The 25,291-nt window shown below is 47.8% G+C and carries 27 protein-coding genes and 1 other RNA gene; 18 read left to right on the top strand and 10 right to left on the bottom strand.

Going from position 1 to position 25,291, the window contains the following annotated elements; translation table 11 throughout:
- Positions 1 to 123: 123 nt before the first annotated feature.
- Positions 124 to 1,752, bottom strand: coding sequence for a WS/DGAT domain-containing protein (locus OLMES_RS04955; RefSeq protein WP_087460234.1), 1,629 nt, complete (start codon positions 1,750 to 1,752; stop codon positions 124 to 126).
- A 674-nt stretch (positions 1,753 to 2,426) separates the two neighbouring features.
- Here OLMES_RS04955 and OLMES_RS04950 point away from each other — a divergent pair.
- Together OLMES_RS04950 and OLMES_RS04945 are read left to right on the top strand one after the other, a co-directional pair.
- Positions 2,427 to 3,356, top strand: a complete 930-nt coding sequence (locus OLMES_RS04950) for an alpha/beta hydrolase (RefSeq protein ID WP_087460233.1) — start codon at positions 2,427 to 2,429, stop codon at positions 3,354 to 3,356.
- A 196-nt stretch (positions 3,357 to 3,552) separates the two neighbouring features.
- The gene (locus tag OLMES_RS04945) at positions 3,553 to 4,362 is read left to right on the top strand and encodes an FFLEELY motif protein (RefSeq protein WP_087460232.1); all 810 of its coding nucleotides are present in this window, start codon (positions 3,553 to 3,555) and stop codon (positions 4,360 to 4,362) included.
- 50 nt (positions 4,363 to 4,412) lie between these two features.
- Here OLMES_RS04945 and OLMES_RS04940 read toward each other — a convergent pair whose 3' ends face one another.
- The 3 genes from OLMES_RS04940 to OLMES_RS04930 form a co-directional block, all read right to left on the bottom strand.
- Positions 4,413 to 4,697, bottom strand: coding sequence for a polyhydroxyalkanoic acid system family protein (locus OLMES_RS04940; protein WP_087460231.1), 285 nt, complete (start codon positions 4,695 to 4,697; stop codon positions 4,413 to 4,415).
- A 195-nt stretch (positions 4,698 to 4,892) separates the two neighbouring features.
- Entirely contained in the window at positions 4,893 to 5,432 is a 540-nt protein-coding gene (locus tag OLMES_RS04935) for a hypothetical protein (protein WP_087460230.1), read from the bottom strand.
- Between the two features lie 10 nt (positions 5,433 to 5,442).
- Complete coding sequence (locus OLMES_RS04930; protein ID WP_087460229.1) at positions 5,443 to 6,396, bottom strand: hypothetical protein; 954 nt, start codon at positions 6,394 to 6,396, stop codon at positions 5,443 to 5,445.
- Positions 6,397 to 6,576: 180 nt separating this feature from the next.
- On the opposite strand from OLMES_RS04930, the gene ubiE reads away from it, so the two are divergent.
- The 9 genes from ubiE to OLMES_RS04885 all read left to right on the top strand — a co-directional run bounded on the left by ubiE (position 6,577) and on the right by OLMES_RS04885 (position 13,230).
- Positions 6,577 to 7,368 carry a bifunctional demethylmenaquinone methyltransferase/2-methoxy-6-polyprenyl-1,4-benzoquinol methylase UbiE gene (ubiE, locus tag OLMES_RS04925; protein ID WP_087460228.1) on the top strand — a complete coding sequence of 264 codons (792 nt, stop codon included), beginning with the start codon at positions 6,577 to 6,579 and terminating at the stop codon, positions 7,366 to 7,368.
- A complete protein-coding gene (locus tag OLMES_RS04920) occupies positions 7,365 to 8,015 on the top strand; it encodes a ubiquinone biosynthesis accessory factor UbiJ (protein WP_157678138.1) in 651 nt (216 codons plus the stop codon). The genes ubiE and OLMES_RS04920 overlap by 4 nt, the downstream gene beginning before the upstream one ends.
- A 70-nt stretch (positions 8,016 to 8,085) precedes the next feature.
- Positions 8,086 to 9,744, top strand: coding sequence for a ubiquinone biosynthesis regulatory protein kinase UbiB (gene ubiB, locus OLMES_RS04915; protein WP_087460226.1), 1,659 nt, complete (start codon positions 8,086 to 8,088; stop codon positions 9,742 to 9,744).
- A 49-nt stretch (positions 9,745 to 9,793) separates the two neighbouring features.
- Entirely contained in the window at positions 9,794 to 10,309 is a 516-nt protein-coding gene (hisI, locus tag OLMES_RS04910) for a phosphoribosyl-AMP cyclohydrolase (protein WP_157678137.1), read from the top strand.
- 86 nt (positions 10,310 to 10,395) lie between these two features.
- Positions 10,396 to 10,728 (top strand): phosphoribosyl-ATP diphosphatase, encoded by a 333-nt coding sequence (locus OLMES_RS04905; RefSeq protein ID WP_087460225.1) that lies wholly within the window; start codon positions 10,396 to 10,398, stop codon positions 10,726 to 10,728.
- A 112-nt stretch (positions 10,729 to 10,840) separates the two neighbouring features.
- The gene (gene tatA, locus OLMES_RS04900) at positions 10,841 to 11,098 is read left to right on the top strand and encodes a Sec-independent protein translocase subunit TatA (RefSeq protein WP_087460224.1); all 258 of its coding nucleotides are present in this window, start codon (positions 10,841 to 10,843) and stop codon (positions 11,096 to 11,098) included.
- A gap of 145 nt (positions 11,099 to 11,243) precedes the next feature.
- Complete coding sequence (gene tatB / locus OLMES_RS04895; protein WP_087460223.1) at positions 11,244 to 11,705, top strand: Sec-independent protein translocase protein TatB; 462 nt, start codon at positions 11,244 to 11,246, stop codon at positions 11,703 to 11,705.
- A gap of 52 nt (positions 11,706 to 11,757) precedes the next feature.
- Positions 11,758 to 12,495, top strand: a complete 738-nt coding sequence (gene tatC / locus OLMES_RS04890; protein WP_087464335.1) for a twin-arginine translocase subunit TatC — start codon at positions 11,758 to 11,760, stop codon at positions 12,493 to 12,495.
- A complete protein-coding gene (locus OLMES_RS04885) occupies positions 12,496 to 13,230 on the top strand; it encodes a 16S rRNA (uracil(1498)-N(3))-methyltransferase (protein ID WP_087460222.1) in 735 nt (244 codons plus the stop codon).
- A 253-nt stretch (positions 13,231 to 13,483) separates the two neighbouring features.
- On the opposite strand, the gene OLMES_RS04880 is transcribed toward OLMES_RS04885, so the two are convergent.
- The 4 genes from OLMES_RS04880 to OLMES_RS04865 form a co-directional block, all read right to left on the bottom strand.
- Positions 13,484 to 14,785, bottom strand: coding sequence for a UbiH/UbiF/VisC/COQ6 family ubiquinone biosynthesis hydroxylase (locus OLMES_RS04880; RefSeq protein ID WP_087460221.1), 1,302 nt, complete (start codon positions 14,783 to 14,785; stop codon positions 13,484 to 13,486).
- A gap of 63 nt (positions 14,786 to 14,848) precedes the next feature.
- Entirely contained in the window at positions 14,849 to 16,144 is a 1,296-nt protein-coding gene (ubiH, locus tag OLMES_RS04875; RefSeq protein ID WP_087460220.1) for a 2-octaprenyl-6-methoxyphenyl hydroxylase, read from the bottom strand.
- A complete protein-coding gene (gene pepP, locus OLMES_RS04870; protein WP_087460219.1) occupies positions 16,141 to 17,460 on the bottom strand; it encodes a Xaa-Pro aminopeptidase in 1,320 nt (439 codons plus the stop codon). The genes ubiH and pepP overlap by 4 nt, the downstream gene beginning before the upstream one ends.
- Before the next feature lie 44 nt (positions 17,461 to 17,504).
- Entirely contained in the window at positions 17,505 to 18,089 is a 585-nt protein-coding gene (locus OLMES_RS04865) for a UPF0149 family protein (RefSeq protein ID WP_087460218.1), read from the bottom strand.
- A gap of 194 nt (positions 18,090 to 18,283) precedes the next feature.
- Between OLMES_RS04865 and OLMES_RS04860 the strand changes: the two genes are divergently transcribed.
- The 4 genes from OLMES_RS04860 (at position 18,284) to OLMES_RS04845 (ending at position 19,701) form a co-directional block, all read left to right on the top strand.
- On the top strand, positions 18,284 to 18,490 hold the full coding sequence (locus OLMES_RS04860) for a TIGR02449 family protein (RefSeq protein ID WP_087460217.1): 207 nt from the start codon (positions 18,284 to 18,286) through the stop codon (positions 18,488 to 18,490).
- Positions 18,490 to 18,780 carry a cell division protein ZapA gene (locus OLMES_RS04855; protein ID WP_087460216.1) on the top strand — a complete coding sequence of 97 codons (291 nt, stop codon included), beginning with the start codon at positions 18,490 to 18,492 and terminating at the stop codon, positions 18,778 to 18,780. Before OLMES_RS04860 ends, OLMES_RS04855 begins: the two co-directional genes overlap by 1 nt.
- 66 nt (positions 18,781 to 18,846) lie before the next feature.
- A non-coding RNA gene (gene ssrS, locus OLMES_RS04850) (6S RNA) lies at positions 18,847 to 19,023 on the top strand.
- Positions 19,024 to 19,089: 66 nt separating this feature from the next.
- Positions 19,090 to 19,701: a 5-formyltetrahydrofolate cyclo-ligase gene (locus tag OLMES_RS04845; protein ID WP_087460215.1), complete on the top strand. Its 612-nt coding sequence runs from the start codon at positions 19,090 to 19,092 to the stop codon at positions 19,699 to 19,701.
- A 165-nt stretch (positions 19,702 to 19,866) separates the two neighbouring features.
- Here OLMES_RS04845 and OLMES_RS27905 read toward each other — a convergent pair whose 3' ends face one another.
- A complete protein-coding gene (locus OLMES_RS27905) occupies positions 19,867 to 20,016 on the bottom strand; it encodes a hypothetical protein (protein ID WP_157678136.1) in 150 nt (49 codons plus the stop codon).
- 491 nt (positions 20,017 to 20,507) lie between these two features.
- Positions 20,508 to 22,037: a threonine ammonia-lyase, biosynthetic gene (gene ilvA, locus OLMES_RS04840; RefSeq protein WP_087460214.1), complete on the bottom strand. Its 1,530-nt coding sequence runs from the start codon at positions 22,035 to 22,037 to the stop codon at positions 20,508 to 20,510.
- A 113-nt stretch (positions 22,038 to 22,150) separates the two neighbouring features.
- On the opposite strand from ilvA, the gene rpiA reads away from it, so the two are divergent.
- The 3 genes from rpiA (at position 22,151) to OLMES_RS04825 (ending at position 25,186) form a co-directional block, all read left to right on the top strand.
- Entirely contained in the window at positions 22,151 to 22,825 is a 675-nt protein-coding gene (gene rpiA, locus OLMES_RS04835) for a ribose-5-phosphate isomerase RpiA (RefSeq protein ID WP_087460213.1), read from the top strand.
- A gap of 147 nt (positions 22,826 to 22,972) precedes the next feature.
- Complete coding sequence (locus OLMES_RS04830) at positions 22,973 to 23,773, top strand: lysophospholipid acyltransferase family protein (protein WP_087460212.1); 801 nt, start codon at positions 22,973 to 22,975, stop codon at positions 23,771 to 23,773.
- Positions 23,774 to 24,025: 252 nt separating this feature from the next.
- Entirely contained in the window at positions 24,026 to 25,186 is a 1,161-nt protein-coding gene (locus tag OLMES_RS04825; protein ID WP_232465263.1) for an acyl-CoA dehydrogenase family protein, read from the top strand.
- The last annotated feature ends 105 nt before the right edge of the window (positions 25,187 to 25,291 follow it).

The following is a 25,291-nucleotide window of genomic DNA, read 5'->3' as shown; positions in this document are numbered from 1 at the left end:
CATGAGAAAAAACACTGTACAAAATACTGTGTATGAATAGGTTTAGTCAAGTATTTCGTTAACTGTTAAAGCCCTCACCGCGATTTCAACGCCACCCAAAGCATCAGTAGGAAGCCGGTGGCCCTAACCCGCCTGATTCCGCTTGTACAAGTTTAAATCCTGGTCAGCTTCAGCAAGGTTTTCAGAGGTGTTATCTTGAGCATAGAAGTTTAATTCAGAATTAACCAATGTAAGGTACTCTTGCATATGCTTAACACACGCCTCGACAATGACTTCGGGGTTGGCGCAGAGGTTTACATCACTTACGACGCCAAATTGTACACCACCAGCGTAACTGATCATGCTCAACCCCAACCCGATTTCCCCGGTCTGCGGCACCCAGAACATCTGTTCGCGAATGCGGCTGCCTCCCAAGTAGCGTTTCTGCTTGGGGCCAGGTACATTCGAAAGTACTGCTGTCGATTTCTTGCTGAAAACATCCATGAGATTTCGCTGTAATGACCTCGGGGCCATACCCGCTGCGTATAGCAGACCATAGGACAAGCCAGGCTGAAGCGATTGTTTCAGCTGCTCCATATCATGCTTCAAGGTATAAATTCGCTCCAGAGGATTATCGATTCCTATGGGCAACGGAACAAACACGGTACCGAAATGATTGCCCAGCTCCTCTAACGGATCCTCTATTGAGATATCCGGCCGGATATTGACAGGTACAGTGACATGAATTTTCTGATTTGAAATCGAGTCACTACGGGACAGCAAATAATGCCTCAATGCTCCGGCTACGCAAGACAGGAGCACGTCATTGATTTTACAGCCCAGCCGCTTGGATATATGCTTGATTGCATCAAAATTCACAGGTTCGGACCATGCACACGCTTTTTTTACCCCAAGCGAGCCCTTGAGTGCCGTCTTCGGGTCTGAAGGTATTGAGGCCAGGCGTGTAATCTCATTGGCAACTCGCAACACATCTTTAACATAACCTCGCACACTTCCGGGTTCGCGTAACACGTGGATGCCTTCTTCTGACATTCTGATACCCATGCGCGTATAACGTTCAAGCGAGTGCCACGCCGAATCAAACAGCTGCTGATAAAACGGCCATGGATAATACAAATCAGGACTTTCACGATGTTTTTTTTCACCAGGCACCGGTTCACCATTATCTCGTCCGGGGTTGAATTCACTGGCTTCGCTGCGCGCTTCAGCAGTGCGTGCAGCTGAACTTAATTCACTTTGATTTCCCGTATCCATTGAGTCTGAACGGGGTGGTGTAAAATGCTTAACATTCGGTCCCGAGTCCGTAATGTCATGAAACAATCGAACCAGAGCAATCCCATCCGCATAACAATGATGAATGCGCATCAGGATGGCGCTCCCCCCTTGATAGTTCTCTATAAAATGCAGCATCCAGAGGGGCTTACCGGCATCCAGCGGCACACCAACCTGGCGTGCAACATAATCCTGCAGTGACTTTTTATCCGCAGGTGCGGTTAAAGCAACCTTAACAACATGATGATCCAGATCAAAAAAGTGATCAGTTTCCCAGAAATAGCCAGCGGTGTGGTGCACTGGTTTCTTGCGAAATCTGGGGTGACGTAAAAAGCGATTCTGAATCACCGCTTTAAAGTCGTCAAACTCCATCTGATCCACAACGATCATAGCCGATATGACCATCAAGTTGGTTGCTGAGTCCATACGCAACCACGCCGTATCCACCCCGTTTACTGGCTCATTTTTCAGATCGTGCATGCCAGCCTCCTTTTTATACTTTTATCGTTTTTAGCTTTTTATTTTGCGTAAATCCGCAATGACCCCTCCTGTAGATTCACGCTACCCTGCGGCGTAAAATCCCCCCCGCGGCAGGGATTATGGGCCCGTTACACTTAATTGGCCAGTAACACCAACACTTAGGAGCGAAAAACTATAACAAAAAAATTACTAGAAACCGGATCACATAACCAGCCTCAAATGTCCGTTAATGACCGAATTATGGTAGCAAATGATAACGAGACCATTGTCAAAGTAGGATAGGATAAGAGACTGTTGGGGGATTATTGCAAGATACAATATAGATAAACCCCGTAACAAAATTTAACATAGGAGACAAAGGCACTGCCTTATACTCAATTCAATGACTTACAGCGATGTGATCATTAATACCAGGAACACATTAGACCAAAGTCTTAGTTTCTCGAGCGACAAAGCCGGGTAGAACTAATAGAAAACCTGCTATCACTAACACAGCAGTCAAAGAAGAACAATATCAGCATTGGTGGATCAAACCACGAGAGTCGCACCTTCCGGCCAGCATCATAGAATGAGAATGATCGCAGGCTTGAAACAGAGTGAAGGCAAAGCAGGCAAGAAGCCATGACTACGGTTTAGCATCCGCACCACTACTAGCAATATTGGAGAGAATGTTAATGAAATCGAGTCATGCCCGGAAACTGATCAAGCCAATTGATCCGACTTATACCGAAATGTTTTCCGGCAAGGTCTATCGCATCGGCAAAGGTGCCGTATCTGTTCGCAACCACAGCGGCAAAGCGCACCACACGGTTATTGGCGTTCACGGTTTTTTAGAAAACCACTGTTACTTCACCCAGAGCTATCAAGACCCGACCACTGAACTTATTTTGCTCACATGCAGCAATTATCATGTTCCTGTAAGTGGGCCTGTACTTGAAACTCCGGAATGGGAAGTACCCATCAAATTTCTGGAAGCAACTATCGAATACGACGCCTGTATTCTGAATCAAACGATACTCAATCTCCCCTCCACTGAGCGTATTCGAGTGCATGGCCACTCTCGCGGGGGAGCGGTGATTCTGGAGGCCATTCGGCAACAACCTGAACTCTACGAAAATGTGGATGTGGTTCTGGAAGCCCCAGTATTGCCTCAGGGACAGTTACATCCATTAGTTAACGCTCTGTTGGAACCCGTGAGCCATGGTATGTGGCCCTGGCTGATTCGCTTGATCAACAGCACCCCCTCATCGTCTTACGGTCAGACATTCTTCGGCAAGATGAATCCACGGAAGAAGCTATTACTGGCAAAATTGTTTACCGCCACCAAAGACCATTTGACGGTAGTACGCAATATCGAGAACATTATGGCCTGGATGGAACGCACCTCTTGTGACGTCTACCAACACGTACACCATGGTACATTCCTGATTCCCAAGATTGATCGCATTCTTGAGCGCGGCGCCATGCTGGCCAGCGCCGAGCACAGCCCTAACAATGTTCGAATTATCGAAACCGACGCACCAAGTCATTTCATAACACTCGACAGTTCTGACTGGGTGCCAGCACTTGAACACATGCCCATGTCTCACGCTGCATCACTGTAGGCGATTAAATCACCGATCTACTCCTTCTCACCCAAGTGTGCCTGGTCTGATGCCAGGCACGATAAACGCCTTAATCCCCCCATCTTTTGCAAAACACAAACAGCCCCTTATCACCTTACCAGCAATTAATGTACAATAATCCCAAAACACCCATCGAGTAACCGTGTAAATCGCCGGATTCGGCACCAGGACGCCCATGTACAAGGAAAAACTGCTTCGAACCAAAGTCAGAACCGACAATGCCAAACGACTTCGAGAAACCTTAATCAACTATTGCGACTTTCGGCAAGTCAATGAAAGCGACTCCAAAAACCGGCAGTTGGCCATTCTCGAACAATGGCAGTCTCAGCGACTGCAAGGAACCCATGCTGACTTGCACACAGACCCGGAATACAAGGAAGGACTCGATTTTTTATTAGATGAGCTCTATGCGCCAAAAGACTTCACTCAGCGCGACAATGACATTGATCGAATTTTTCCGATGATGGTGAGGTTACTGCCTGATCACCTGCTCTACACGGTAAGCCTGCTGGTCGAACTAAACCATTTAACCCAGAGCCTTGATTACCAGCTGCTGGATTACTTGCCACCACTCCCTGAAGAGCCTGTCGACGGCCTCGACATATCTGAATATATAACAGAAGAACAATACGCAAAAGCTTATCGGGATTGCGCCAATCACCCTGAGCGACTGCACCAGATTCAATTGATTGCGAATGTTGGCGATGATTTGAACCGGTACGTGCGAAGCAAATTTCTGAGTTTCAGCCTGAAGGTCACCAAAGGCGCAGCCGAAATGGCGGGTGTGGGTGCTCTGCATCAATTCCTAAACCGCGGCTTCCATGCCTTCCAGCGAATGGGAGACGTCGAAAAAATGCTTGCCATAATCATCGAGCGGGAAACACATATTCTGGATCAGATTTTCCAGGGTAACCCCACACCGTTTAGCCTGGAAAATATGCAACCCAACACTTCACGGGAAATGAGCACGCCATCATTTGTGTAGTCGCGAACACTACTCATTTCCAGCGACCAAGGGGCGCTTACTCATGGCCCCTATCCTTTGTCTTCAATCAAACCATCCAGATGGTTATGAATCTCATGTTCTATTCTGGATTTGAACGGACGCAACAGTAAGCCGAGTTCCAGACGAATATGAATATACGTCGGCTCCACACTCAATTGCCCTTTAACGCCTGTGCGTGAAAATTTCAACGTATCACCGCATCGCTCACAAGATACATCGAAACGGTCAGCCAGACTATCGGCTAATTCATTCGCTTTCGCTAAAGCATGATCATGATCAAGTGTGTGATGACGGGTAATATCGATAACGGACATAAAATTTCATTTACCTGATTAACTACGGATAACCCTTAATGTTATCACAATCCGTTCAATGTGAAGGGAAATTTGCCAATAACGTAGCAATCGGGCCAGCAAGACACTAAATTTGTGCTTCCTGAATATTTTGCTTCGGTTTTACCAGCCTAACTCAGAACGAAAAGTTCAATCCTATTCTTCTAACTTGGTAGCTTACTCTCGCAGTGTCCGTTGTTGCCCTACTATCTGCTTCAGTGTGCTTATTTCTACGCGTTTCAGGAGATAAAAATATTCACAAAACATTTGCAGAGAAAAACTTCTGCAGCTCAATATTGATGCAACGGAAACCCCCAAAAGAAATAGAATTGGCGTAAATGGCGTTTTCTCTAATTCAGTAAATTGCCCCACGTAGACAAGTAATACAACTGAGACCAGAAAGAGTATTCCCGCTAATAATTGAAAAATAAACTTAAACCAAATATCCCCCCTAACGAGTAGAATGACCGCCACTAACATTGGTACAATCAATACGACCACAGAAGTCAGGTAATACATGGCTTTAGCTGAATACTCCCCTGGGATAAATAGCAAACTGCCAGTAGTTGCCGTGAATAACGCTATTGCCAACAAGAACAAAACCAGATTAAGCGCAAACACACTGACACCAGGAGGTAAAACAACAACCCTTTTACCTTCCCGTACATCTAAAACTGTTTTAGCAAGCTCCGCAGAAGATGACCTTTTTGAATTCATAAGCTTTATTTCAGTAACTCTCAAACTCTTCAAATATTGCTATTGCAACATCAGTGATCTTACTAGGATCTCTCACGACACCTCCAGTAGCGCTGCCCACAAAACCAAAAGCTGCCCCAAGCGCATCACTTATTTGCACCCTTACACTTCTACTGATTTCGAGGCCACTAAACCGTTTTGGATATTTCCCTGCAGAAATAAATGCCTTGAGAGCGTTATTGCTAATCCCCGGATGAAGACTACGAATAATTTCTTCCGTTATTCTTTTACGTTCTGGCCTAGAATACGTTTTCAGTATATCCAAAACCCTCACACCACTTTTCTTTAGGTTAGCGATCGATTTTAATGTTGCACCAACTGCAGCGACACCACCCGCAATGGCAACCACATCCAAAGCGGTCATTGTATGAATATACCAGTCTTGACTATCGAGCCAGCTATTGAAACCAGAATCACCATAATCTGATTCATTAAAAAGTCGTACTGTGGAATTTACACATTGAACACTGGAGGATACACCCGCAGCGAAAGTCAAAACAGAAATTGCGGTGCTCGTCCCGCCAGACAAAGGCACGGCCCCCAAACTTCCAGCGAAGGCAATCCAAGATATCGCAGCACCACCGCATGACACACTTGTATTGAATAATTCGGTGTAAAATGCGCTGTCCTCAGTCTTCGCAATTTGCTGATTTACAATTGCACTTCTCTTCGGTTGGGCATCCACTATCCGAATCAAGACCGTACGTTGAACATCTCTACATAATGCAGGATGCGTTCTTAATTCATTAAAATTTGATCCATTGAAGAATACAACTCGAAGACCTTTCAATGCCTCAACTCGATCTACAGCATTAAGAATTTGGTCGTGAGTTGGTGATGCAAATAGCCCTGGAGAACCGTAGTTTTCAGGTGAGAGTTTTAGTGAATCATTTATTGACTGAGAAAAAAAGACAGGTTTATTCATGTAACATTCCTTGTAGCGATTAAATCCATTTAATGGGTTCACTTTATCCAATTCGCATACATAGATCAATTAACGCAACATTAAAAAAGACATTAGCCAATTGGCTATGTAAAATACTTCCGCCAGAACAGGGAAGCGATTTGCTTCTGAATGCAAGACACTCGATACAGGATGCCATTCATGTCTGACTATACACCTGACCAAAGCGCTCAAAACGCAGACAACTCGAAAACTGATACCACTCATTTTGGTTATAAAACAGTTTCTACTACCGAGAAAGAGAAGCATGTTGCCGATGTGTTTCACTCGGTTGCGGCAAAATACGACATGATGAACGACCTGATGTCGATGGGTATCCATCGCCTATGGAAGCGATTTGCCATCGAGATGAGCGGTGTCCGTAAAGGCCATACCGTGCTCGATATTGCAGGCGGTACCGGGGATTTAACCATGAAGTTCGCCGACATTGTGGGCTCCGATGGCCAGGTTGTGCTTGCAGACATCAATGATTCCATGCTGAAAGTCGGGCGAGACCGTTTGCTTGATAAAGGCTATGGCAGCAACATCGAGTACGTGCAAGCCAATGCTGAAGAACTCCCCTTCCCTGATAATTATTTTGATTGTGTCAGCATTGCCTTTGGATTGAGAAACGTTACCGATAAAGACAAAGCACTGGGCTCCATGTGTCGGGTACTCAAGCCCGGAGGACGATTGTTGGTCCTGGAGTTCTCAAAACCCAGCAACGACTTACTGGCCAAAGCCTATGACGTTTATTCATTCACAGCACTGCCATTGATGGGGCGTTTGGTTGCTGGCGATTCCGGCTCCTATGAATATCTGGCGGAATCCATACGCATGCACCCAGATCAGGAAACCCTGAAAGGAATGCTCGAAAATGCTGGATTTGTGCGTGCCAAGTACCACAATATGACCGGTGGAATCGTCGCATTGCACAGTGGAGTCAAACCTTGAGTTATCAAGACCCGGCAGCCCTGTCACTCCTTCTCGAAGCCCTGGAAGGAAGCCTGAACAAAGCCCTGGAGCTCGACCCAGCAGCCAAGTCAGGTTTCCAGCAGCATGCTGATCGCATCATTGAAGTGCGCTCCGGCCCGGTCAAGCTGATCATTCGTCCACTCGAATCCGGAAAGCTCAGTCTGCAGCGCCACTGGGATGCCGAGGTCGATGCGACTATTCGGGGGAAACCTCTGGATCTTGCTCGCATGGCTTTGAGTAAAGACAAACTCGCTGTTATTCAGAGCACCCACTCTATAGAGATAGAGGGCGACTTAAGCCTGATTGAAGCCTTCCAGAAAATCATCAGTACTCTGGATATCGACTGGGAACAGGCTCTGGCAGAAGTAATCGGTGACGTACCAGCACACTTTCTGGGTCAACGAATACGAAGTGGCATGAAATGGGGAAAGCAGGCTCAGGAGAGCATGCTTGCCAACATTGAAGAATACCTCCAGGAGGAAGGCCGGCAAACGCCAGCCAAAAGCGAGTTCGAGCACACTGCCAAAGCAATTGAATCACTCAGTCTGGCAGCGGATCGTCTAGAGGCACGAATTCGCAAACTCAAGCGACAACTCGATGACACCCCACTCCAAAAAAATACGTAACATGAGCCTGTCGAACATCAGAACGACGTACTGAAAACCGCGCTTACACCTCTCGGGACTGTTTTAGACTGTGACAAAAATTCAACGACTGATAAAGATATTTTGGGTTATTGGTAAATACCGACTCGATGAGTTTATCCCCCACCAGCACCTTCCGGCCTATTTGAAAATACTTTTGCTGCTGACGCCCTGGCATTTTTTCCCGAAGCCTGAACTCTCTGAGGGGGCAAGGCTACGCAAGGCCATGGAGGATCTTGGCCCTATTTTCGTGAAATTCGGCCAGCTTTTGTCTACTCGCCGCGACCTGTTCCCCGATGACATTGCCGACGAACTGAAGAACTTGCAGGATCGCGTACCGCCCTTTTGCAGTGACCAAGCCACCCGAATTGTCGAGGCCGGCTTGAAAAAACCGATATCCGAAGTTTTTGCCAGCTTCACCACAGAGCCACTGGCCTCCGCATCGGTTGCCCAGGTTCACAGCGCCAGACTGCTTGACGGCCGGGAAGTCGTGGTTAAAGTCATCCGACCCGATATTGAAAATACGATACGCCAGGATATACAACTGATGTACGCCTTGGCGGAAGTGGTCGAAAAATATTGGGAGGACGGCAAACGCCTGCGGCCCCTTGAAGTCGTGCATGACTACCAGCAAACCATTTTTGACGAACTGGATTTACAGCGAGAAGCGGCGAATGCTTCACAGTTGCGAAGAAATTTCGAATCATCGTCACTGATCTATATCCCGGAAATTTTCTGGGACTACACATCCAGCACGGTTCTGGTGATGGAACGAATCTACGGGATTCCGGTCGCCGATGTTGACACCTTGAAAGCTCAAGGAGTCAATATGAAACGGCTTGCAGAAAAAGGCGTTGAGATATTTTTCACACAGGTTTTCAGAGACAGTTTTTTCCATGCCGACATGCACCCCGGTAACATTTTTGTCTCTCCTGCAAACCCGGAAGATCCACAATATATTGCAGTTGATTTCGGCATAATGGGGAGTTTAACCCCGGAAGACCAAAGCTATCTGGCGCGCAATCTTTTGGCGTTCTTCCGCAGGGATTACCACCAGGTGGCACAGCTGCATATTGATTCGGGCTGGGTTCCCCGAGATACCCGGGTAAACGAGTTTGAGTCTGCCATTCGCTCTGTCTGCGAACCGATTTTCGAGAAGCCATTAAAAGATATCTCTTTCGGCCACTTCCTGCTTCGACTCTTCCAGACGGCACGTCGATTTGATATGGAAGTACAGCCTCAATTGGTGCTGCTGCAAAAAACGCTGCTCAACATCGAGGGCCTGGGGCGCCAGCTCTACCCGGATCTGGATCTCTGGTCAACAGCGCAACCCTACCTCGAAAGCTGGATGAAAAAGCGCATTACCCCCCCCGGTTTCCTGAAGTCCCTGCAGGATCATTTTCCCCAGTGGCTCGAACAAACCCAGGAAATGCCTCAACTCATCCACGATGCGTTCAAACAAATGCAGAAGCTGGACTACCTGACTCATGGCCAGCAACAAAGCCTGGAATCCCTGAAAAACGAGCTGCACAATAATCAAGGCACAAACCGCCATTATTGGCTGGCAACATTACTGTTTGCTGCAGCGGCGATTTCCAGCGACAAGAATCTGATACACTGGTTGCAAGGCATTCCCGTACAAAGCTGGCTACTTGCTTTAGGGGGCGTATATTTCCTGACTCGAAAGTCGATTCCGAGCAGGAAAAAGTAATACAGAATGCGAAAATACGAATTTGAATTTAGCAACAAGAGAGTAACAAATGTGTGATAAAACCTCCCACTCAATAGAATCTGACAACAGTGTGGACGCGTGGTTATCCACAATCAAGTGGACTGAAGATGGCCTTATTCCTGCCATCGCGCAAGATGTCGACACGGGTGAAGTGCTGATGATGGCCTGGATGAACGCAGAGTCTCTCAAGCTGTCTATTCAGGAGCAAAGAGCGATTTATTGGTCCCGATCCCGCAGCCGATTATGGCGCAAAGGTGAAAGCTCGGGCAATGTACAGACTCTCTTTGACATCCGGCTGGACTGTGATGCCGATGTTCTGTTGCTTAAAGTGAAACAAATTGGGGACGTCGCCTGCCATACCGGCAGGCGGAGTTGTTTTTATCAACAACTCACCGTTTCAGGCTCACCGCTGCAGAGAAACATGGCGAACACAGAAACACCCAAAACGAGCAGCGATGAAGAGAACGGAATCCAGACAACGGACATAAGCTGGAAAACAGTGGAGCCGGTTTTAGTAGACCCGAAAACACTTTATTCTTCCTGAAGCTCCACAGATCAGGAAGCCGATAAAAGCCCGGTTAAGTTATTGCGCAATCCACCGCATCCGACACCGTAATATTAGAGTAAATTATGAACGACGTTCTTAAAGCCCTGACAGAAGTTCTGGAAACACGAAAAAAGTCAGCTCCGGATCAATCTTACGTCGCGAGCTTGCACCACAAGGGACTGAACAAAATTTTGGAAAAAGTCGGTGAAGAATGCACCGAAACCCTGCTGGCTGCAAAAGATGCAGAACAAAGTGGTGACATGAAAGAGGTTATTTACGAAACGGCCGACCTCTGGTTCCACTCCTTGGTCATGCTTTCCCATTTAGGGTTATCCTACGACGACATTTTGCAAGAGCTTGAACGTCGATTTGACCTTTCCGGACTTGAAGAGAAAGCTCAGCGGGATAAATCATGAACCGTAATCGCAACCTAAGCTGCTTAACCAAATTTATAGCAATTAGCAGTCACACTAGAATCGTGTACAATGAATCGATAGGCTACCCAAACAACGCAGGAGATTGAGCAATATGGGCGGTATCAGCATTTGGCAATTACTTATAATTTTTGCAATTATTATCTTATTGTTCGGAACCAAAAAACTGCGTAACCTGGGTACTGACTTGGGCGGTGCAGTAAAAGGCTTCAAAAAAGCAATGGGCGATGAGGAGACCAAAAACGACTCTGACCCCAAAACCATAGAGGCGAAACCTGAAACGGTCGATGCAGCCAAAAAAGTAGAAACCAACAACTCCGATACGACCCGGAAAGAAACCACTCAATCCTGATCTCAGGATGCAACTGCGAGCTCCGGCAGGATTACCTCTCGGGCTCGAGACTCCGGTTTCAAGGTTCAGTTCAAGGTTCAACAGGCGTGCAGTGATATTCCGCTGTACAGCTATCGCGCAATTTTTATCAGGGTAACGAGCCACGATGTTCGACATTGGTTTTCTGGAAATATTACTGGTCGGAGTTGTAGCGCTTCTGGTACTTGGACCAGAGCGACTGCCACATGCAGCCCGCACGACGGGTAAGTGGATTGGTCGAGCAAGAAGAATGGTTCGTCAGGTCACAGACGAGATAGACCGTGAACTGAAAGCGGAAGAGCTTCGCGAGAAATTACGTCAGGAAGGGGATACGCTGGGTCTGGAAAAAATTCAGGGAACAGTACAATCGGCACTGGACAAAGCAAAAGACTTTGACCACTTCGTTGAAAAAGACGATTCAGTAGGTTCAGTAAAGGACAGCCCTTCCGCACCGTCGTCGACGCCCGCTAACAGCCTGGTAGGTGAATTGTCATCGTCCACGGACACGGCAAACTCAATAAGCCAAGCGTCAAGCCAGCCATCTTCAGCCCGAAGCAGTGCAGAGCAAGTTTCCTCCCACAGGAATTAGAAAAACTCAAGACGAGACACAAGCTGTGAATTCACCCTCCGAATCTCATGAAATGCAACAACCCCTGATTGAACACTTGGTCGAGCTGCGCAACCGGCTCCTCAAAGTCGTACTCTCTGTACTGGTAATTTTCTGCGGGCTCTACGCCTTTGCCAATGATTTTTATCTCATACTGTCACAACCACTAACCGACATTATGCCGGAAGGCACCAACATGATTGCGACGGATGTCGCATCACCTTTTTTAACGCCCTTTAAACTCACGCTGGTCATGGCAGTGTTTCTTGCAGTGCCTTACATTCTCTACCAGGCTTGGAGTTTCATTGCGCCCGGCCTGTATCAGCATGAAAAGATGTTTGCATTCCCACTGCTGATATCCAGCATTTTATTGTTTTACCTGGGGATGCTGTTTGCTTACTTTGTCGTCTTTCCTTTGGTTTTTGGCTTTTTCACGGCAGCAAGCCCGGAAGGGGTTGCCGTGATGACCGATATCAGTAAGTACCTCGATTTCGTTCTGAAACTGTTTTTTGCATTCGGCCTGGCTTTTGAAATTCCAGTCGCCACCGTGCTCATGATCAAGACAGGCATGAGTTCCGTCGCCAGCTTGAAAGAGAAGCGTCCCTACATTATCGTGGGCTGCTTTGTCGTGGGTATGCTCCTGACGCCTCCTGATTTGATCTCACAAACCATGTTGGCACTTCCGATGTGGCTTCTATTTGAAACCGGGCTGTTTTTTGGTCGCCTTGTCGAGCAAAAATCGCATGAAGAAGAGAATAACGTACAGCCATAAATGAATCTGTTATTAATCGAAAAGTCACAAATTCTACCTACCGATCCGACAGACAGCTTGCTGAAAGCGAAAATAGAAGGACGCCAACTTCAGCACTTGTTGACAATTCATAAAGCTCAGCAAGGTGATACGCTCAAGGTTGGCTTGAAAAATGGGCAAACTGGCACAGGGCGAATTGAACATTTGAACAACGCTGAGGCGATCCTGACCATTACCTTGACGGACGAACCACCCGATGCGCTCCCGGTGAAACTCATCATCGGCCTGCCCCGACCCAAAATGCTAAAACGAATCATCCAGCACGCCAGCGCAATGGGGGTAAAGGAAATTCATTTTATCAACAGCTTCAAAGTTGAAAAGAGTTTTTGGTCTTCCCCGTGGTTGGGCACGGAAAAACTGGAAGAGAACCTGATTCTTGGGCTGGAGCAGGCTGAAGATACGCGCATGCCTCAGATTTACTTACACAAGCTGTTTAAACCTTTTGTTGAAGACAAATTGCCCGAAATCAGCGCAAACACCCAGAAATGGGTTGCCCACCCTCGCGTCGACAGCGCCTGCCCAGTGGCGACCACACAACCGACAACGCTGGTAATTGGCCCTGAGGGCGGATTTACTGAGTATGAAGTCGGCAAGTTCGAAGAACAAGGGTTTTCAACCTTTCACATGGGCTCCCGTATTCTCAGGGTGGAAACGGCCATTCCCGCCCTGCTGGCCAAGTTATTTCCTTTTGCCTGAAGCCGCACCGTTAAGGCTGTGTGAGCAATATCGCACACCAAAAATGGAGAATATCCTGCATCATTTCGCTGGCAAATCAGTATTATAGCGCCCTCATCTATCGTTATTTGACCTGTCCGACCCGTCTCCCCCAAAAAGACAGTCTCGGATGATGCTGCAGAAGGATATTGTGACGTAGCATAACATTGGGCACAGCACGGACGCTGTGCCGCGATTTTTTCCAGCAAATTACGAGCTTTTAAATCACGAGTTTCTATTCGGCAAACTGCGAGGATTCTGATGATGCATCTTGAAAGCGAGGCATACGGACGTTCAATCCCATCGCTTGAGAAACAATTTCATTTTTGATGAATGGCGTTCTGTTTAACCATTTCATCCCGGTATTTCGCAACCAACGAAGCCCTAAATCCTCTTTGGCAAATAGTTGCTTGAAACCTTCCATGACCCCCATCATCGCCAAATTAGGCCCCATACGACGTCGTTGATAACGCTGTAATATAGAACTATCGGAAATCGCGACACCACGTCGCTGAGAACGGATCAACTCATCAGCCAACACTGCAACATCAAGCAGCCCGAGATTGGCACCTTGTCCGGCAAGCGGGTGTATCGTGTGGGCGGCGTCGCCAACCAGTACAACCCCTTCTTTAAAGTAGTATTTGGCATGTCGTTGCCGCAGCGGAAAACGATATCGAGCAGACACATTGGTAACCGCACCGAGGCGCAGCTCCAACGCAGCAGCCAGACGGGAACAGAATTCATCCTCATCACAGGCCATCAATTCATCGGCAATATCAGGTGTTGCTGACCATACAATTGAACAATAGCGTTGGCTGCCTAATGAATCAGACAGTGGCAGGAATGCGATGGGACCACTCCCCATAAAGCGTTGCCATGCGGTGGCATTATGGGGCAAAGCCGTTTCGACTGTGGCAACAATACCATGGTGCTCATAGTCCCACTCACGGGTGGGAATTGAGACAAGATTCCGAACCTGGGATTGCGCCCCATCAGCCCCGACAAGTAGATTGCAGGATATCTGAGCGCCGTCATCAAGCAATAATACCCGGCCCCCACGCCCTGGAGCATCCGCCTGTGGCGGCTCGATGGATCGGACCCGACGACCAAACAGCAAATCAACCTTGCGGTCCTGGAGAAGTTTTTCGTACAGGGCACTTACCACGACCCTGTTCTCAACAATAAATCCGAGAGAGGCTTGATGCATATCCGCGGCATCAAATTCGATATGGCCGGTACCATCCGCATCCCAAACACTCATATGTCGGTACGGGCTAACCTGTTGAGTAACCATGTTTTGCCAGACACCCAAGCCCTCAAACAACTGCTGAGAGGCTGCGGTCAGCGCACTGACACGAGGATCATAATTATGAACGCTGGGCATCCCGGTTTGTGCGGATGCAATCGTCGATAACTTTTCCAATGACTGACCTTCAATCAGCATGATTCGACAATCCAGGCGAGACAACGCCAGTGCGAGCGTGGCACCGATCATCCCGCCACCCACAATCACGATATCTGCAAATCTATTTTCCATACCCTACCTTTATCTCCGGATTACTCTGTAACACAACAGGGCTGTGAATCCGGAGCTTAACAATCAAACGATAACCTGTTTTCCACCCAGCCCCATGGCATGGCGGGCGAAACGATTCTTCAGGCCTGGCATTAAATCCAATCCCAACAAGCCGGCATCACGAAGTGCAGACACGCCAACATGATCCGAAGAAAATAACCTCACCACCTGGTCACTGAATCGAATGGTATTGGCTTTATCACTTTCCTGAGCCGCCAGAAATGGACTCAAACTGCGCCAATCCCCTGCGGGGACACCATTGGCTACCGCACTTCTGACTGCTGCGGATAAGTGCATCGCACCTCTGAGCGCCAAATTATAGCCTTGACCCGCAACCGGGTGCAGCGTGTGGGCAGCATTACCAACCAAAACAACTCCAGGGCGCGCTTGCTGCTGAACAAGCGACAAAGACAGGGGATAATGTGCCGTGGAACCTACTTTTTCTATGACCCCTAATCGATACCCGAAGGTACGCTGCAATTGGTCTAAAAAAGCACCCTCGGATAACTGTAGATAACGCTCCGCCAATGCCTCTGGCAATGTCCAGACCAATGCTGATCGGCCTACGGAAGTGTCTTGCTCACCCAAGGGAAGCATGGCCAACGGCCCCTGCTCGGTGAAGCGCTCGTAAGCAACCCACTGATGGTGTCTTTCGGTTTGAATATTGGCGATTACCGCAACCTGACTGTAGGTTTTCGATTCAACCAGAAAGCCGAGTTTTTGGGGCAACCCTGAACGCCCGCCATCCGCGACAACCACCAGATCAGCCTGCAGTGCACGCCCGGATTCAAGCATAACCCGATGTTGATGTCGCGTCCCTGAAGGTTCAATTTCACAGACTTTTTCCGGAGCCAGAAAATCAATTCCGTGCAACTGTGGCAAACGGGCCATTAACGACTCACCAATCCACTGGTTGGCCACGACATAACCCAGCGCTTCGACACGATTATCCGCAGCATTCAGGCGAGACGCGCCAAACCGCCCACGATCAGAGACATGGATGTGGCGAATTGGCGTCACATGCTCTTTTAACGCGCCCCAGATCCCGAGCTGTTCGTAGATCAAACGGGTGCCCCATGCCAATGCGGTACTTCGTTCATCGAAACTGGGCTGATAGCCACGTTCTGGCAACGGATAAGCTTCGACCACTGCGATTCGCAAATCACGCACTCCGGGCATGGCCAGAGCGATGGCCAAACTTGCACCAACCAACCCCCCACCTACAATAACAACATCATAGTTATCGGCGGGTCCTGCTATGTTTGTCTCTCGATCCTGGGTCACGGATTGAGCATCCTTGAAAACAGTCGACCCGGTCATTCCGACTCAGCCATCAACGTTTCAATGTCTTCTATCGATTTCGGCACCGTATCCGTCAGAACACAATGACCGGTGTTCGTGACCACAACATCATCCTCAATTCGAATGCCGATCCCTCGCCATTTCGGATCAACTGATTCATCATCACTGGCAATGTAAATACCCGGTTCCACCGTCATCACCATGCCCGGTTCCAGAACGCGCCATTCACCACCGACTTTATAATCACCCACATCATGTACGTCCATGCCCAGCCAATGACCAGTCCGATGCATGTAATACTTTTTATAGGTTTCCTTCTCCAGAACCTCATCAAGATCACCAGACAACAATCCCAGATCCAACAACCCTTGCGCAATGACTCGAACCGCCTCTTCATGGGGCTGATTCCAGTGGGCACCCGGTTTAATCTGTGCAATCGCCTGCAGCTGAGCATCGAGCACAATTTGATAAATTGCCCGCTGAGCACCGCTGAATGTGCCCCCTACAGGGAATGTTCGCGTAATATCAGATGCGTAATATTCCAGCTCACACCCTGCATCGATCAAAACCAGATCGCCTGACTTCAACTGCGCCGTATTATCAATGTAATGAAGAATGCAGGCATTGACCCCGCCGCCTACAATGGAAGGATATGCAGCCGACCGGCTGCCTTGGTTCATAAAACAGTGGGTTATTTCTGCTTCCAACTGGTATTCCCACATTCCTGGCCTGCACAGTTGCATGGCTCTGGAATGGGCCTCAGCGCTGATTTTCGCCGCTTTTGCCATGCACTCAATTTCAAAGTCACTTTTAAACAGGCGCATATCGTGGAGATAATGTTCCAGGGCAACAAATTCCCCCGGAGGGTGAGCCCCGCTGCGAACCTTGCTGCGGATAATATTGATCCACTCCATGACCCGTTTATCAAAATTGGCATCAAGACCCATTGAATAGTAAACCTTGGTCTTGCCTTCGATCATGCCCGGCAGTATTTCATCAATATCACCGATCGGAAAGGCATCATCAAATCCATATTCTTCAGTTGCACCATCGGGACCCACTATCTTTCCATCCCACATTTCCTTCTCGGGATTGCGCTCCTTGCAAAACAAAATTGACTCACCATGTTCCCGTCCGGGGATCAACACCAGAACCGCTTCGGGCTCAACAAATCCGCTCAAGTAATAAAAATCACTATCTTGCCGAAATGGATAGTGAACATCTCTGTTTCGGCTTTTCTCTGGAGCTGCAGGCAAAATGGCGATACAATTATCGGACATCTGCTCCATCAACGCCTTACGGCGAGCACATACTTCCTGCATTAAAGTGTTCATAGGCAAAATACTTCACTCACTGTAAAAAACAGGCTTAAACAAGGTTAATGGATAGTGTGGGATTCCTGAACGGAAGGTTGGCCCGGATTCAGATCAACATAGAGGGTCAATACTGCCATACGCACATGCTCGACAACTTCAATCAATTGAACTTCACTCGCTTCATCATCTTCTACTTCGGTATCGATTTGTGAAATTTCAACCAAATCCCGCAACAATTCCTGGATATCATCGTCCTGTTCCGACAGGATTCTCCCCTTTTCAAGCGCTACCCCTTCCAAAAAACCACTCACCCACAATGTTAATGAATGGACGCGCTCGGAAACCGTGAAGTCATCATCAGGCAATAACAGGGCAAGATTCATATCATCCCCCTGAACTTGCGATTCCAGTTTTCGGTATAACTCCAGAACAAAGTGTTCACTTGCTGAGGATTCAAGGTGATCGACGCCCATATGCTCCAAAATGGAACGCAATACATCGTGGTTCTGCAACTTTGCTCCCCCAGCTATTCGACCGCACCAAATACCATGTATTTCACTGGGTGGGTTAAAGGACTTATGAGCCTGATAGATATCAGTCAACTCATCGAAATCAAAATACTCATCAGAGCCTGCAGCGAAAGACATAGCGGGTATTGCACCTTATTCAAAACGGTTGGTAATCTCAAGGCGGTAAAACGCCCTTGCCCTATGCTAGCATTGCAGAGGTAAGATTCCCACTGGATCAAACAATCCGTTTTGGATTTCCGGGCGCAAGAGCGGGTAAACTGCTAATATCAATACGTTGAGAGGGTTAGATAAGTAAATTGGGGCAACACTGAATGGAAGAAATGACATTACAAACATTATCCGCCAAAATAGACACGCTTGTGGGCTATTGTGAGCAGCTACAAGCGGACAACGTCGCACTGCGGGCACTGCAGGAAGAATGGCACAGGGAAAGAGCACAACTAATGCAAAAAAATGATCTTGCCCGAAACAAAATCGAAGCGATGATAGGCAGATTGAAAGCACTGGAGCAAAAGTGATGATAAGTAGTCCCAACACAGTGGAAGTCAAAATACTGGACAAGGAATATCTGGTAGCCTGCCCGCACGAAGCGCAGGATGGTCTGCGGAAAGCGGCGATGCACCTCGACCACAAAATGCGGGAGATTCGAGAGTCCGGAAAGGTATTTGGCACCGAAAAAATTGCCGTTATGGCGGCGCTGAATTTAACCTATGAATTAATTGAGCAATCCTTATCCTCCAGCGATACGCAAAAGTACGTCACAGAAATGAATGACAAACTGGATACGATTTTATCAAATATTAAGTAATGCTCATTTTGTAGTAAAACGTAAAATAAGCCTGATTTTTATCTTCAAATCAGTATAATACTTCTCAGATCCCTGAGGTGTTCGCCAGTTGGATACGTCCTCGAGCCGATAATCTTATTCAGGTGACCACTCGAGGGTAATGTGAGCATGTCCCCAAGCGGGAAAGCCTAATTTACCACAGCGGTTGCCACCTTGAACCATTGGGTTCAAGGCCATATCCGACAGCGACGCCGCGGGGACCTTATCTGCAACACCACAGCATAGCTAAACCACTTTTCCTCCCATATATTCAAAACACAGATTCGGAACATGGAATCGAAGAATCCGACAGAATCCCGACGCACAATTCGCTCGAAAATGCGGCAACGCAGACGACAACTCACAGCCGCTACGCAACAGAAGTCCGCTCAGAATGCAGCCAGAATCACTCAAAGTCAGCGCTTTTTCATCAATAGCAAGAGACTCGCTGCCTACCTGTCGAATGATGGCGAACTCTCTCCAGAGTATGTTATCAGCAAGGCACTTGGCTCACGCAAGAGCGTCTATTTACCCGTACTCCACCCGATCCTGCATAATTGCCTCTGGTTTTTAGAGTACACCGAAAACACACCGCTGCGAAAAAATCGATTTGGTATTTTGGAACCCGATGTCAAACGTGCAAAGCGAGTTCAGCCATGGACCCTGAATGTGGTTTTAATGCCCTTGGTTGCATTTGATCCAAAGGGTTCTCGACTGGGCATGGGGGGAGGTTTCTATGATAGAACGTTCAGCCATTTACGCCCGATGGTTAGACGCCCTAAATTGATTGGTTTTGCCCATGGATTTCAGTGCGTAAAAGCACTTCCGAGCGAAAACTGGGATGTGCCCATGACAGGAATTATTACTGAAGAACGCTATTTTCAAGTGCCAGGCAGAACCTGAACCGACCATAACGCAGATTAACAGGCAAAAATCGCGTTGTAGAGGAGACACACTGGAGGGGAAGTATAACCGGGGCAAATGCAAGGGGCGGTGGCAATACGCATTTCCCATATCACCCCGTTAATTTTATATCTTGAGAAAACCTGAGCGGGCTTTAAAACGACATTAGTTAGCTGTTTTTTTATAATCCATCAACTGCAGATGGGCGAGGCTTTCCGCCGGACGATCTGCAACGTGCATATCAACTGCGGTGTTCACCGCCAAACCAACACAAAACAGAAAAACCAATACGAACATCGATCCAGACTTTTTCATTACATCCCCCGTATTCATGACTTTTCCCCAGTTTTGGCCCGTTACTCCCACACTTAAACTGCGTTCTTAGTCGAGAAATCGCTCATCACCATTCTCACGCAGCAAGATCAAACCCGAAGCGGCATCTGCACGCCACTTGTAACAGTACAACCTGAAGACCTGAAAACACATCTATTCGGACTCGCCCGATAGAATCCCGCTGTTGTTCGCCCATTGCATGTCGAGCCCAACATAAGATCCAAAACCAGGCGCACTTCTCGGTTATTATTTTTTTATATTTTTTAGCATGTTACACGATTTACATAACAAAACAATTAAACATTTGCGCGTAACAGAGAGTCTAGTTCCTATTTAACAATATGCAACTAAATTTTGAAACTTTGTAAAAGATTATTATGGGTGTCTTTGAGTTACAAGTACTTTTCTGTTACAACGGATTGCATTTTGACCGAAACAACTTAGCCCGCACCTTTGTTGTGACGAAATCGTCATTAATCAACGTGTCCATTGCCTAAAAACAGCTTGTAGGCTTCATTCTCGGTTTCATCCCAATAACGGAACCCAACTTTATCCAACATTTTTAAAAACGACTCCATATCATTTTCTTCAACTTGAACCCCCATCAGAACCCGGCTATAGGCTGCCCCATGGTTTCGGTAGTGAAACATCGATATATTCCATCGATCCCCCAATGACATCAGAAACTTCATCAGGGAACCTGGGCGCTCCGGGAACTCAAATCGGAATACTTTTTCATCTCGAGCCCCTCGAGTGTGCCCGCCTACCATATGTCGAAGATGGTTTTTAGCAATTTCATTATCTGTCAGATCAAGCACTGGATACCCCTTTGCCCGTAACAGATCTATCACTTCATCACGACCAATGCCTCCGGGTGATAGCTGGACACCAACGAAGATATGGGCATCCCGATCATCTGCATAACGATAATTGAACTCCGTTATGTTTCGCTTATCAAGCGTCTGAATAAATTGCTTGTAACTGCCAGGGCGCTCAGGCAGCGTTACCGCCAGAATCGCTTCCCGTTTTTCCCCGATTTCGGTCCGCTCGGAGATATATCTCAACCGGTCGAAATTCATATTCGCGCCACTCACTATGGCAACGACATTTTCATCCTGCAACTGCTCCCGCTCGATATATTTCTTTAATCCAGCAACCGAGAGCGCTCCAGCAGGCTCTGCAATCGAGCGCGTATCATCGAAAACATCCTTTATGCCCGCACAGATTTCATCCGTCGTCACCCGAATAACTTCATCAACATAGTCTCGAGCCATTTCAAATGGTAGTTTTCCAATTTGACGCACCGCGACACCGTCAGCAAATATTCCAACTTCATCCAAGACAACCCGCTCACCGGCTTTCAGTGCATGATACAGGCAAGCAGAGTCTACGGGCTCCACACCAATTACTTTTATTTCCGGGCGCAGATATTTGATATAAGCGGCAACACCTGCAATCAAACCACCGCCACCAACAGGCACAAATACCGCATGCAACGGCGCGGTCTGTTGCCACATCATTTCCATGGCTACCGTACCCTGCCCCGCAATCACATCCTCATCATCATAAGGTGGAATGTAGATCATGCCTTTCTTTTTCACTAAATCCTGTGCGTAGGCAGCCGCCTCATCAAATGCATCCCCCTTGAGCACAACTTTCGCGCCTCGATCACGGACAGAATTCACCTTTATTTCAGGGGTAGTCTGGGGCATCACGATGGTCGCCTTGATATCCAGCTTTTGGGCTGCGAGTGCAACCCCCTGAGCATGATTACCAGCAGATGCACACACGACCCCCTTCGCTTTCTGCTGATCAGAAAGTTGCGCGATTTTGTTGTAGGCCCCGCGTATTTTGAACGAAAATACCGGCTGCAAATCCTCCCGCTTAAGTAATACATTGTTATTGAAGCGCTTGCTTAACAGTCGGGCTTGAGTGATGGGCGTCTCTATAGCAACATCATAGACACGAGCATCCAGTATTTTTTTTATGTACCTTTGCGGCATAATGGATAAAATCCTACGTCAAATCGGCATTTCCGTTTTCCAGAACGGCATAGCCTAACAATAGTATTACTTAATTTGAAATCAACCGCGTAATTCAACCAGATGAGATAACCATGAATCAAGACCAACTTAAACAAGCTGTTGCCAAAGCGGCCATCGCAGAAATCGAACCCCATCTGGAAAGTGACAGCATTATTGGCATCGGTACCGGTTCCACAGCAAACTTTTTTATCGATGAATTGGCGCGCATCAAGAATGAGTTTGATGGCGCGGTTGCCAGTTCCAACGCCACAGCAGAAAGGCTCAAAAAGCATGGCATTCCAGTTTATGACCTTAATTCCGTCGCGGGCATGGAATATTACATCGATGGTGCTGACGAAACCAATCACCACCTAGAACTCATCAAAGGCGGTGGTGGCGCACTCACTCGGGAAAAAATCGTTGCGGCGGTTGCTAAAAAGTTTATCTGCATCGCAGACCAAAGCAAAAAAGTCGATATACTGGGTGCCTTCCCACTGCCAGTCGAGGTAATCCCCATGGCGCGCAGCTACGTTGCGAGGGAACTGGTCAAACTGGGCGGGGATCCGGTCTATCGAGAAGGGTTTACGACAGATAATGGCAACATTATCCTCGACGTATTCAACATGGACATCACGGCCCCAAAACAACTGGAGCGAGATATCAACCAGCTTGTTGGTGTCGTGACGAACGGCCTGTTTGCGTGCCGCCCTGCGGACATTGTGCTTCTGGGCACGGCAGACGGTATCGAACGACTGGAACCGAGATAACAAGGTTCCGCCGCGCAAACTCTCCCATTTGACCCGCAAAGGCTGATCCGCTTGTTCAGTTCAACGCAGCGATCAGCCTCTATATATATGCTGTCAGACATACCGATAAAACGATAACGATTATTACATAATTGCAAGGGTCAAAACGTGCTACGGGATTCTTTGGTCAAACTGAAAGTGCCTCATACGCTTGATGCGCTCTCAAAATATTACTTTCAACTCGAATTTATGAATGATGAGCACCTGGCTCTGCTCCGAAATGAACAAGCCATGCTGGTCATGAATCACACGGCATTTTTTGCTTTGGAATGCTATCTGCTGGGCAGCCATTTACTGCGTCGTTTTCCCGATCTGAACTTGAGAACAATGGTCTGGAAGGGGTTTTCAGAAGGACCTGCACGCTATTGGTTCCGGCAACTCGGTTGTGAAACCGCCTCGATTCAAACTGGTCAACAGTTATTGAGCGAAGGGAAGACAATCCTGATCATGCCTGAAGGCATTGATGCCACCGATGTGCGCAACCGGATGAACCACTTCCACACTGGCTATTTGCGCATGCTTTCCGAGCGCAATATTCCAATCATCCCGATTGGCTTTCACGGCATTGACGAATCAATCCCCTGGATGGTAACTCACAACCGTTTTCTGGAGAAAAAAATCATGAAACCGGTCAATCCGGATTTCGATTTCCTACTCCTGCCCAAGATTCCCATATTCCGTCCGACAAAAGTCGTCTTTAATATCGGCACCCCGATTCGCCTGGAACAAAAAGCACTGGAAACGGAATCGTCACTCCGTGAAACCAACGGCATGATTCGAGACAAAATCTCAGCCCTGGTTGATGCAGCAGAACACCACCGACAATCAAAAATTGATCGCTCCCGCCTCAACCGGAGCTACCACAAAGTACTGGCAGGCAAGATATCGTATTTAAACAAGCGCAAATGACTGCCTGATACGAAAAGATTTTTCCCTCATATTCCAATCTGCTCTGTTATCGACTATCTATCCGGTGGTTGAAACCACCGGCTCGATGACGTTTCCCCTTCAGGGAAAAATAAGCGTCGATAAATCAATTAACTGATCCAACCAATCGGGACTACCTAGATCTGACCCACAACAACCAAGCGCTTGCTTGGTAAAACAAAATAAGGCACTATTGATCCATCAAATAATATACAACGAGATGGATTCCACGCTATGTCAATGCCTTCTACACAATCGGGTACCCGGTTTACTGATTTGCACCAACAAGTTCGCCTCACGGCCTCCGAGTTTGTAAAACGCCACCTGTTACCCCACATTCAGGATTGGGAAGAGCAAGGCGAATTTCCACGGGAAATCTATCGCCTTGCCGGTGAAGCTGGCTTATTGGGCATTGGCTATCCTGAGCGATTCGGCGGTACGGGGGAAAACGATGTGTTTATGAAGCTGGCAGCCAGCGAAGAGATGATGCGCTGTACTTCTGGTGGTTTGATGGCAAGTTTGTTTTCACATGATATTGCACTACCTCCCATTGTGAATTGGGCAAAACCGGAGATTCAGGAAAAAGTTGTACCGGAAGTGCTCCGGGGCGAGAAGATTGCAGCCCTGGCTATCACCGAACCGGGTGCGGGCTCTGATGTCGCCAACATTCAAACCCGGGCAGTTAAGAAAGACGGTTTTTACCACGTTACGGGCAATAAAATGTTCATAACCAGTGGTGTCCGAGCAGATTACTACACGGTTGCAGTCCGCACAGGTGGCCCCGGCTACACCGGAATCAGCTTGCTTCTCATTGAAAAAGGCACCCCTGGCTTTCAGGTCAGTAAATCACTGAAAAAAACCGGTTGGTGGGCCAGTGATACAGCAGAACTGTCTTTCGATGACTGTAAAGTTCCCGAACAAAACCTGATCGGCGGGGAAAACGCAGGCTTTATCATTATTATGCAAAACTTCCTGCGGGAACGTTTGGCGCTGAGTGCAATGGCGTATATGACGGCAGAAATTGCCTATGAAGCGGCACGGGATTATGCCAAACAACGCAAAGCATTTGGTCGTGAAATTATGGGCTTCCAGGTAACACGTCACAAGCTGGTCGATATGGCGACTCAAGTCGATATTGCAAAAGAATACTGCTATCAGGTGGCAGAAAAGATTCAAAATGGCACCGCGCCGATTGAGCAGGTTGCCATGGCTAAGAATTTTTCGACCCAAATCGCCGAAAGCGTGACCCGTGAAGCCGTACAAATATTTGGCGGTATGGGATACATGCGAGAATCCGTCGTCGACCGTCTGTCCAGAGATGCCCGAATTCTGGCAATCGGGGGTGGCACGACTGAAGTGATGAAAGAGTTGATCGCTAAACAGCTCAAGCTTTGAACACCTCATACACCGCTAAGGTCTGTCATTTGCACAGACCTTCCCTTATAATCGGCCCCCTTGAATACAATCTTTTATTAACATTACCGAGTTGAGAGACGAGAG

The organism is Oleiphilus messinensis, from assembly GCF_002162375.1.
In the GTDB taxonomy this organism is placed as follows: Bacteria; Pseudomonadota; Gammaproteobacteria; order Pseudomonadales; family Oleiphilaceae; genus Oleiphilus; species Oleiphilus messinensis.
This window is presented reverse-complemented; position numbering and strand designations above follow the sequence as displayed.

Coding starts and splice junctions, on each gene's coding strand:
- OLMES_RS04955 (WP_087460234.1), bottom strand. CDS start 1,752: ATGCACGATCTGAAAAATGAGCCAGTAAACGGGGTGGATACGGCGTGG.
- OLMES_RS04935 (WP_087460230.1), bottom strand. CDS start 5,432: ATGAATTCAAAAAGGTCATCTTCTGCGGAGCTTGCTAAAACAGTTTTA.
- OLMES_RS04885 (WP_087460222.1), top strand. CDS start 12,496: ATGAATCTGTTATTAATCGAAAAGTCACAAATTCTACCTACCGATCCG.
- tatA (WP_087460224.1), top strand. CDS start 10,841: ATGGGCGGTATCAGCATTTGGCAATTACTTATAATTTTTGCAATTATT.
- OLMES_RS04930 (WP_087460229.1), bottom strand. CDS start 6,396: ATGAATAAACCTGTCTTTTTTTCTCAGTCAATAAATGATTCACTAAAA.
- OLMES_RS27905 (WP_157678136.1), bottom strand. CDS start 20,016: ATGAAAAAGTCTGGATCGATGTTCGTATTGGTTTTTCTGTTTTGTGTT.
- rpiA (WP_087460213.1), top strand. CDS start 22,151: ATGAATCAAGACCAACTTAAACAAGCTGTTGCCAAAGCGGCCATCGCA.
- OLMES_RS04940 (WP_087460231.1), bottom strand. CDS start 4,697: ATGTCCGTTATCGATATTACCCGTCATCACACACTTGATCATGATCAT.
- OLMES_RS04860 (WP_087460217.1), top strand. CDS start 18,284: ATGGAAGAAATGACATTACAAACATTATCCGCCAAAATAGACACGCTT.
- OLMES_RS04865 (WP_087460218.1), bottom strand. CDS start 18,089: ATGTCTTTCGCTGCAGGCTCTGATGAGTATTTTGATTTCGATGAGTTG.
- ilvA (WP_087460214.1), bottom strand. CDS start 22,037: ATGCCGCAAAGGTACATAAAAAAAATACTGGATGCTCGTGTCTATGAT.
- OLMES_RS04825 (WP_232465263.1), top strand. CDS start 24,026: ATGTCAATGCCTTCTACACAATCGGGTACCCGGTTTACTGATTTGCAC.
- OLMES_RS04945 (WP_087460232.1), top strand. CDS start 3,553: ATGTACAAGGAAAAACTGCTTCGAACCAAAGTCAGAACCGACAATGCC.
- ubiE (WP_087460228.1), top strand. CDS start 6,577: ATGTCTGACTATACACCTGACCAAAGCGCTCAAAACGCAGACAACTCG.
- hisI (WP_157678137.1), top strand. CDS start 9,794: ATGTGTGATAAAACCTCCCACTCAATAGAATCTGACAACAGTGTGGAC.
- tatC (WP_087464335.1), top strand. CDS start 11,758: ATGCAACAACCCCTGATTGAACACTTGGTCGAGCTGCGCAACCGGCTC.
- OLMES_RS04880 (WP_087460221.1), bottom strand. CDS start 14,785: ATGGAAAATAGATTTGCAGATATCGTGATTGTGGGTGGCGGGATGATC.
- OLMES_RS04950 (WP_087460233.1), top strand. CDS start 2,427: ATGAAATCGAGTCATGCCCGGAAACTGATCAAGCCAATTGATCCGACT.
- OLMES_RS04905 (WP_087460225.1), top strand. CDS start 10,396: ATGAACGACGTTCTTAAAGCCCTGACAGAAGTTCTGGAAACACGAAAA.
- pepP (WP_087460219.1), bottom strand. CDS start 17,460: ATGAACACTTTAATGCAGGAAGTATGTGCTCGCCGTAAGGCGTTGATG.
- OLMES_RS04855 (WP_087460216.1), top strand. CDS start 18,490: ATGATAAGTAGTCCCAACACAGTGGAAGTCAAAATACTGGACAAGGAA.
- tatB (WP_087460223.1), top strand. CDS start 11,244: ATGTTCGACATTGGTTTTCTGGAAATATTACTGGTCGGAGTTGTAGCG.
- OLMES_RS04845 (WP_087460215.1), top strand. CDS start 19,090: ATGGAATCGAAGAATCCGACAGAATCCCGACGCACAATTCGCTCGAAA.
- ubiH (WP_087460220.1), bottom strand. CDS start 16,144: ATGACCGGGTCGACTGTTTTCAAGGATGCTCAATCCGTGACCCAGGAT.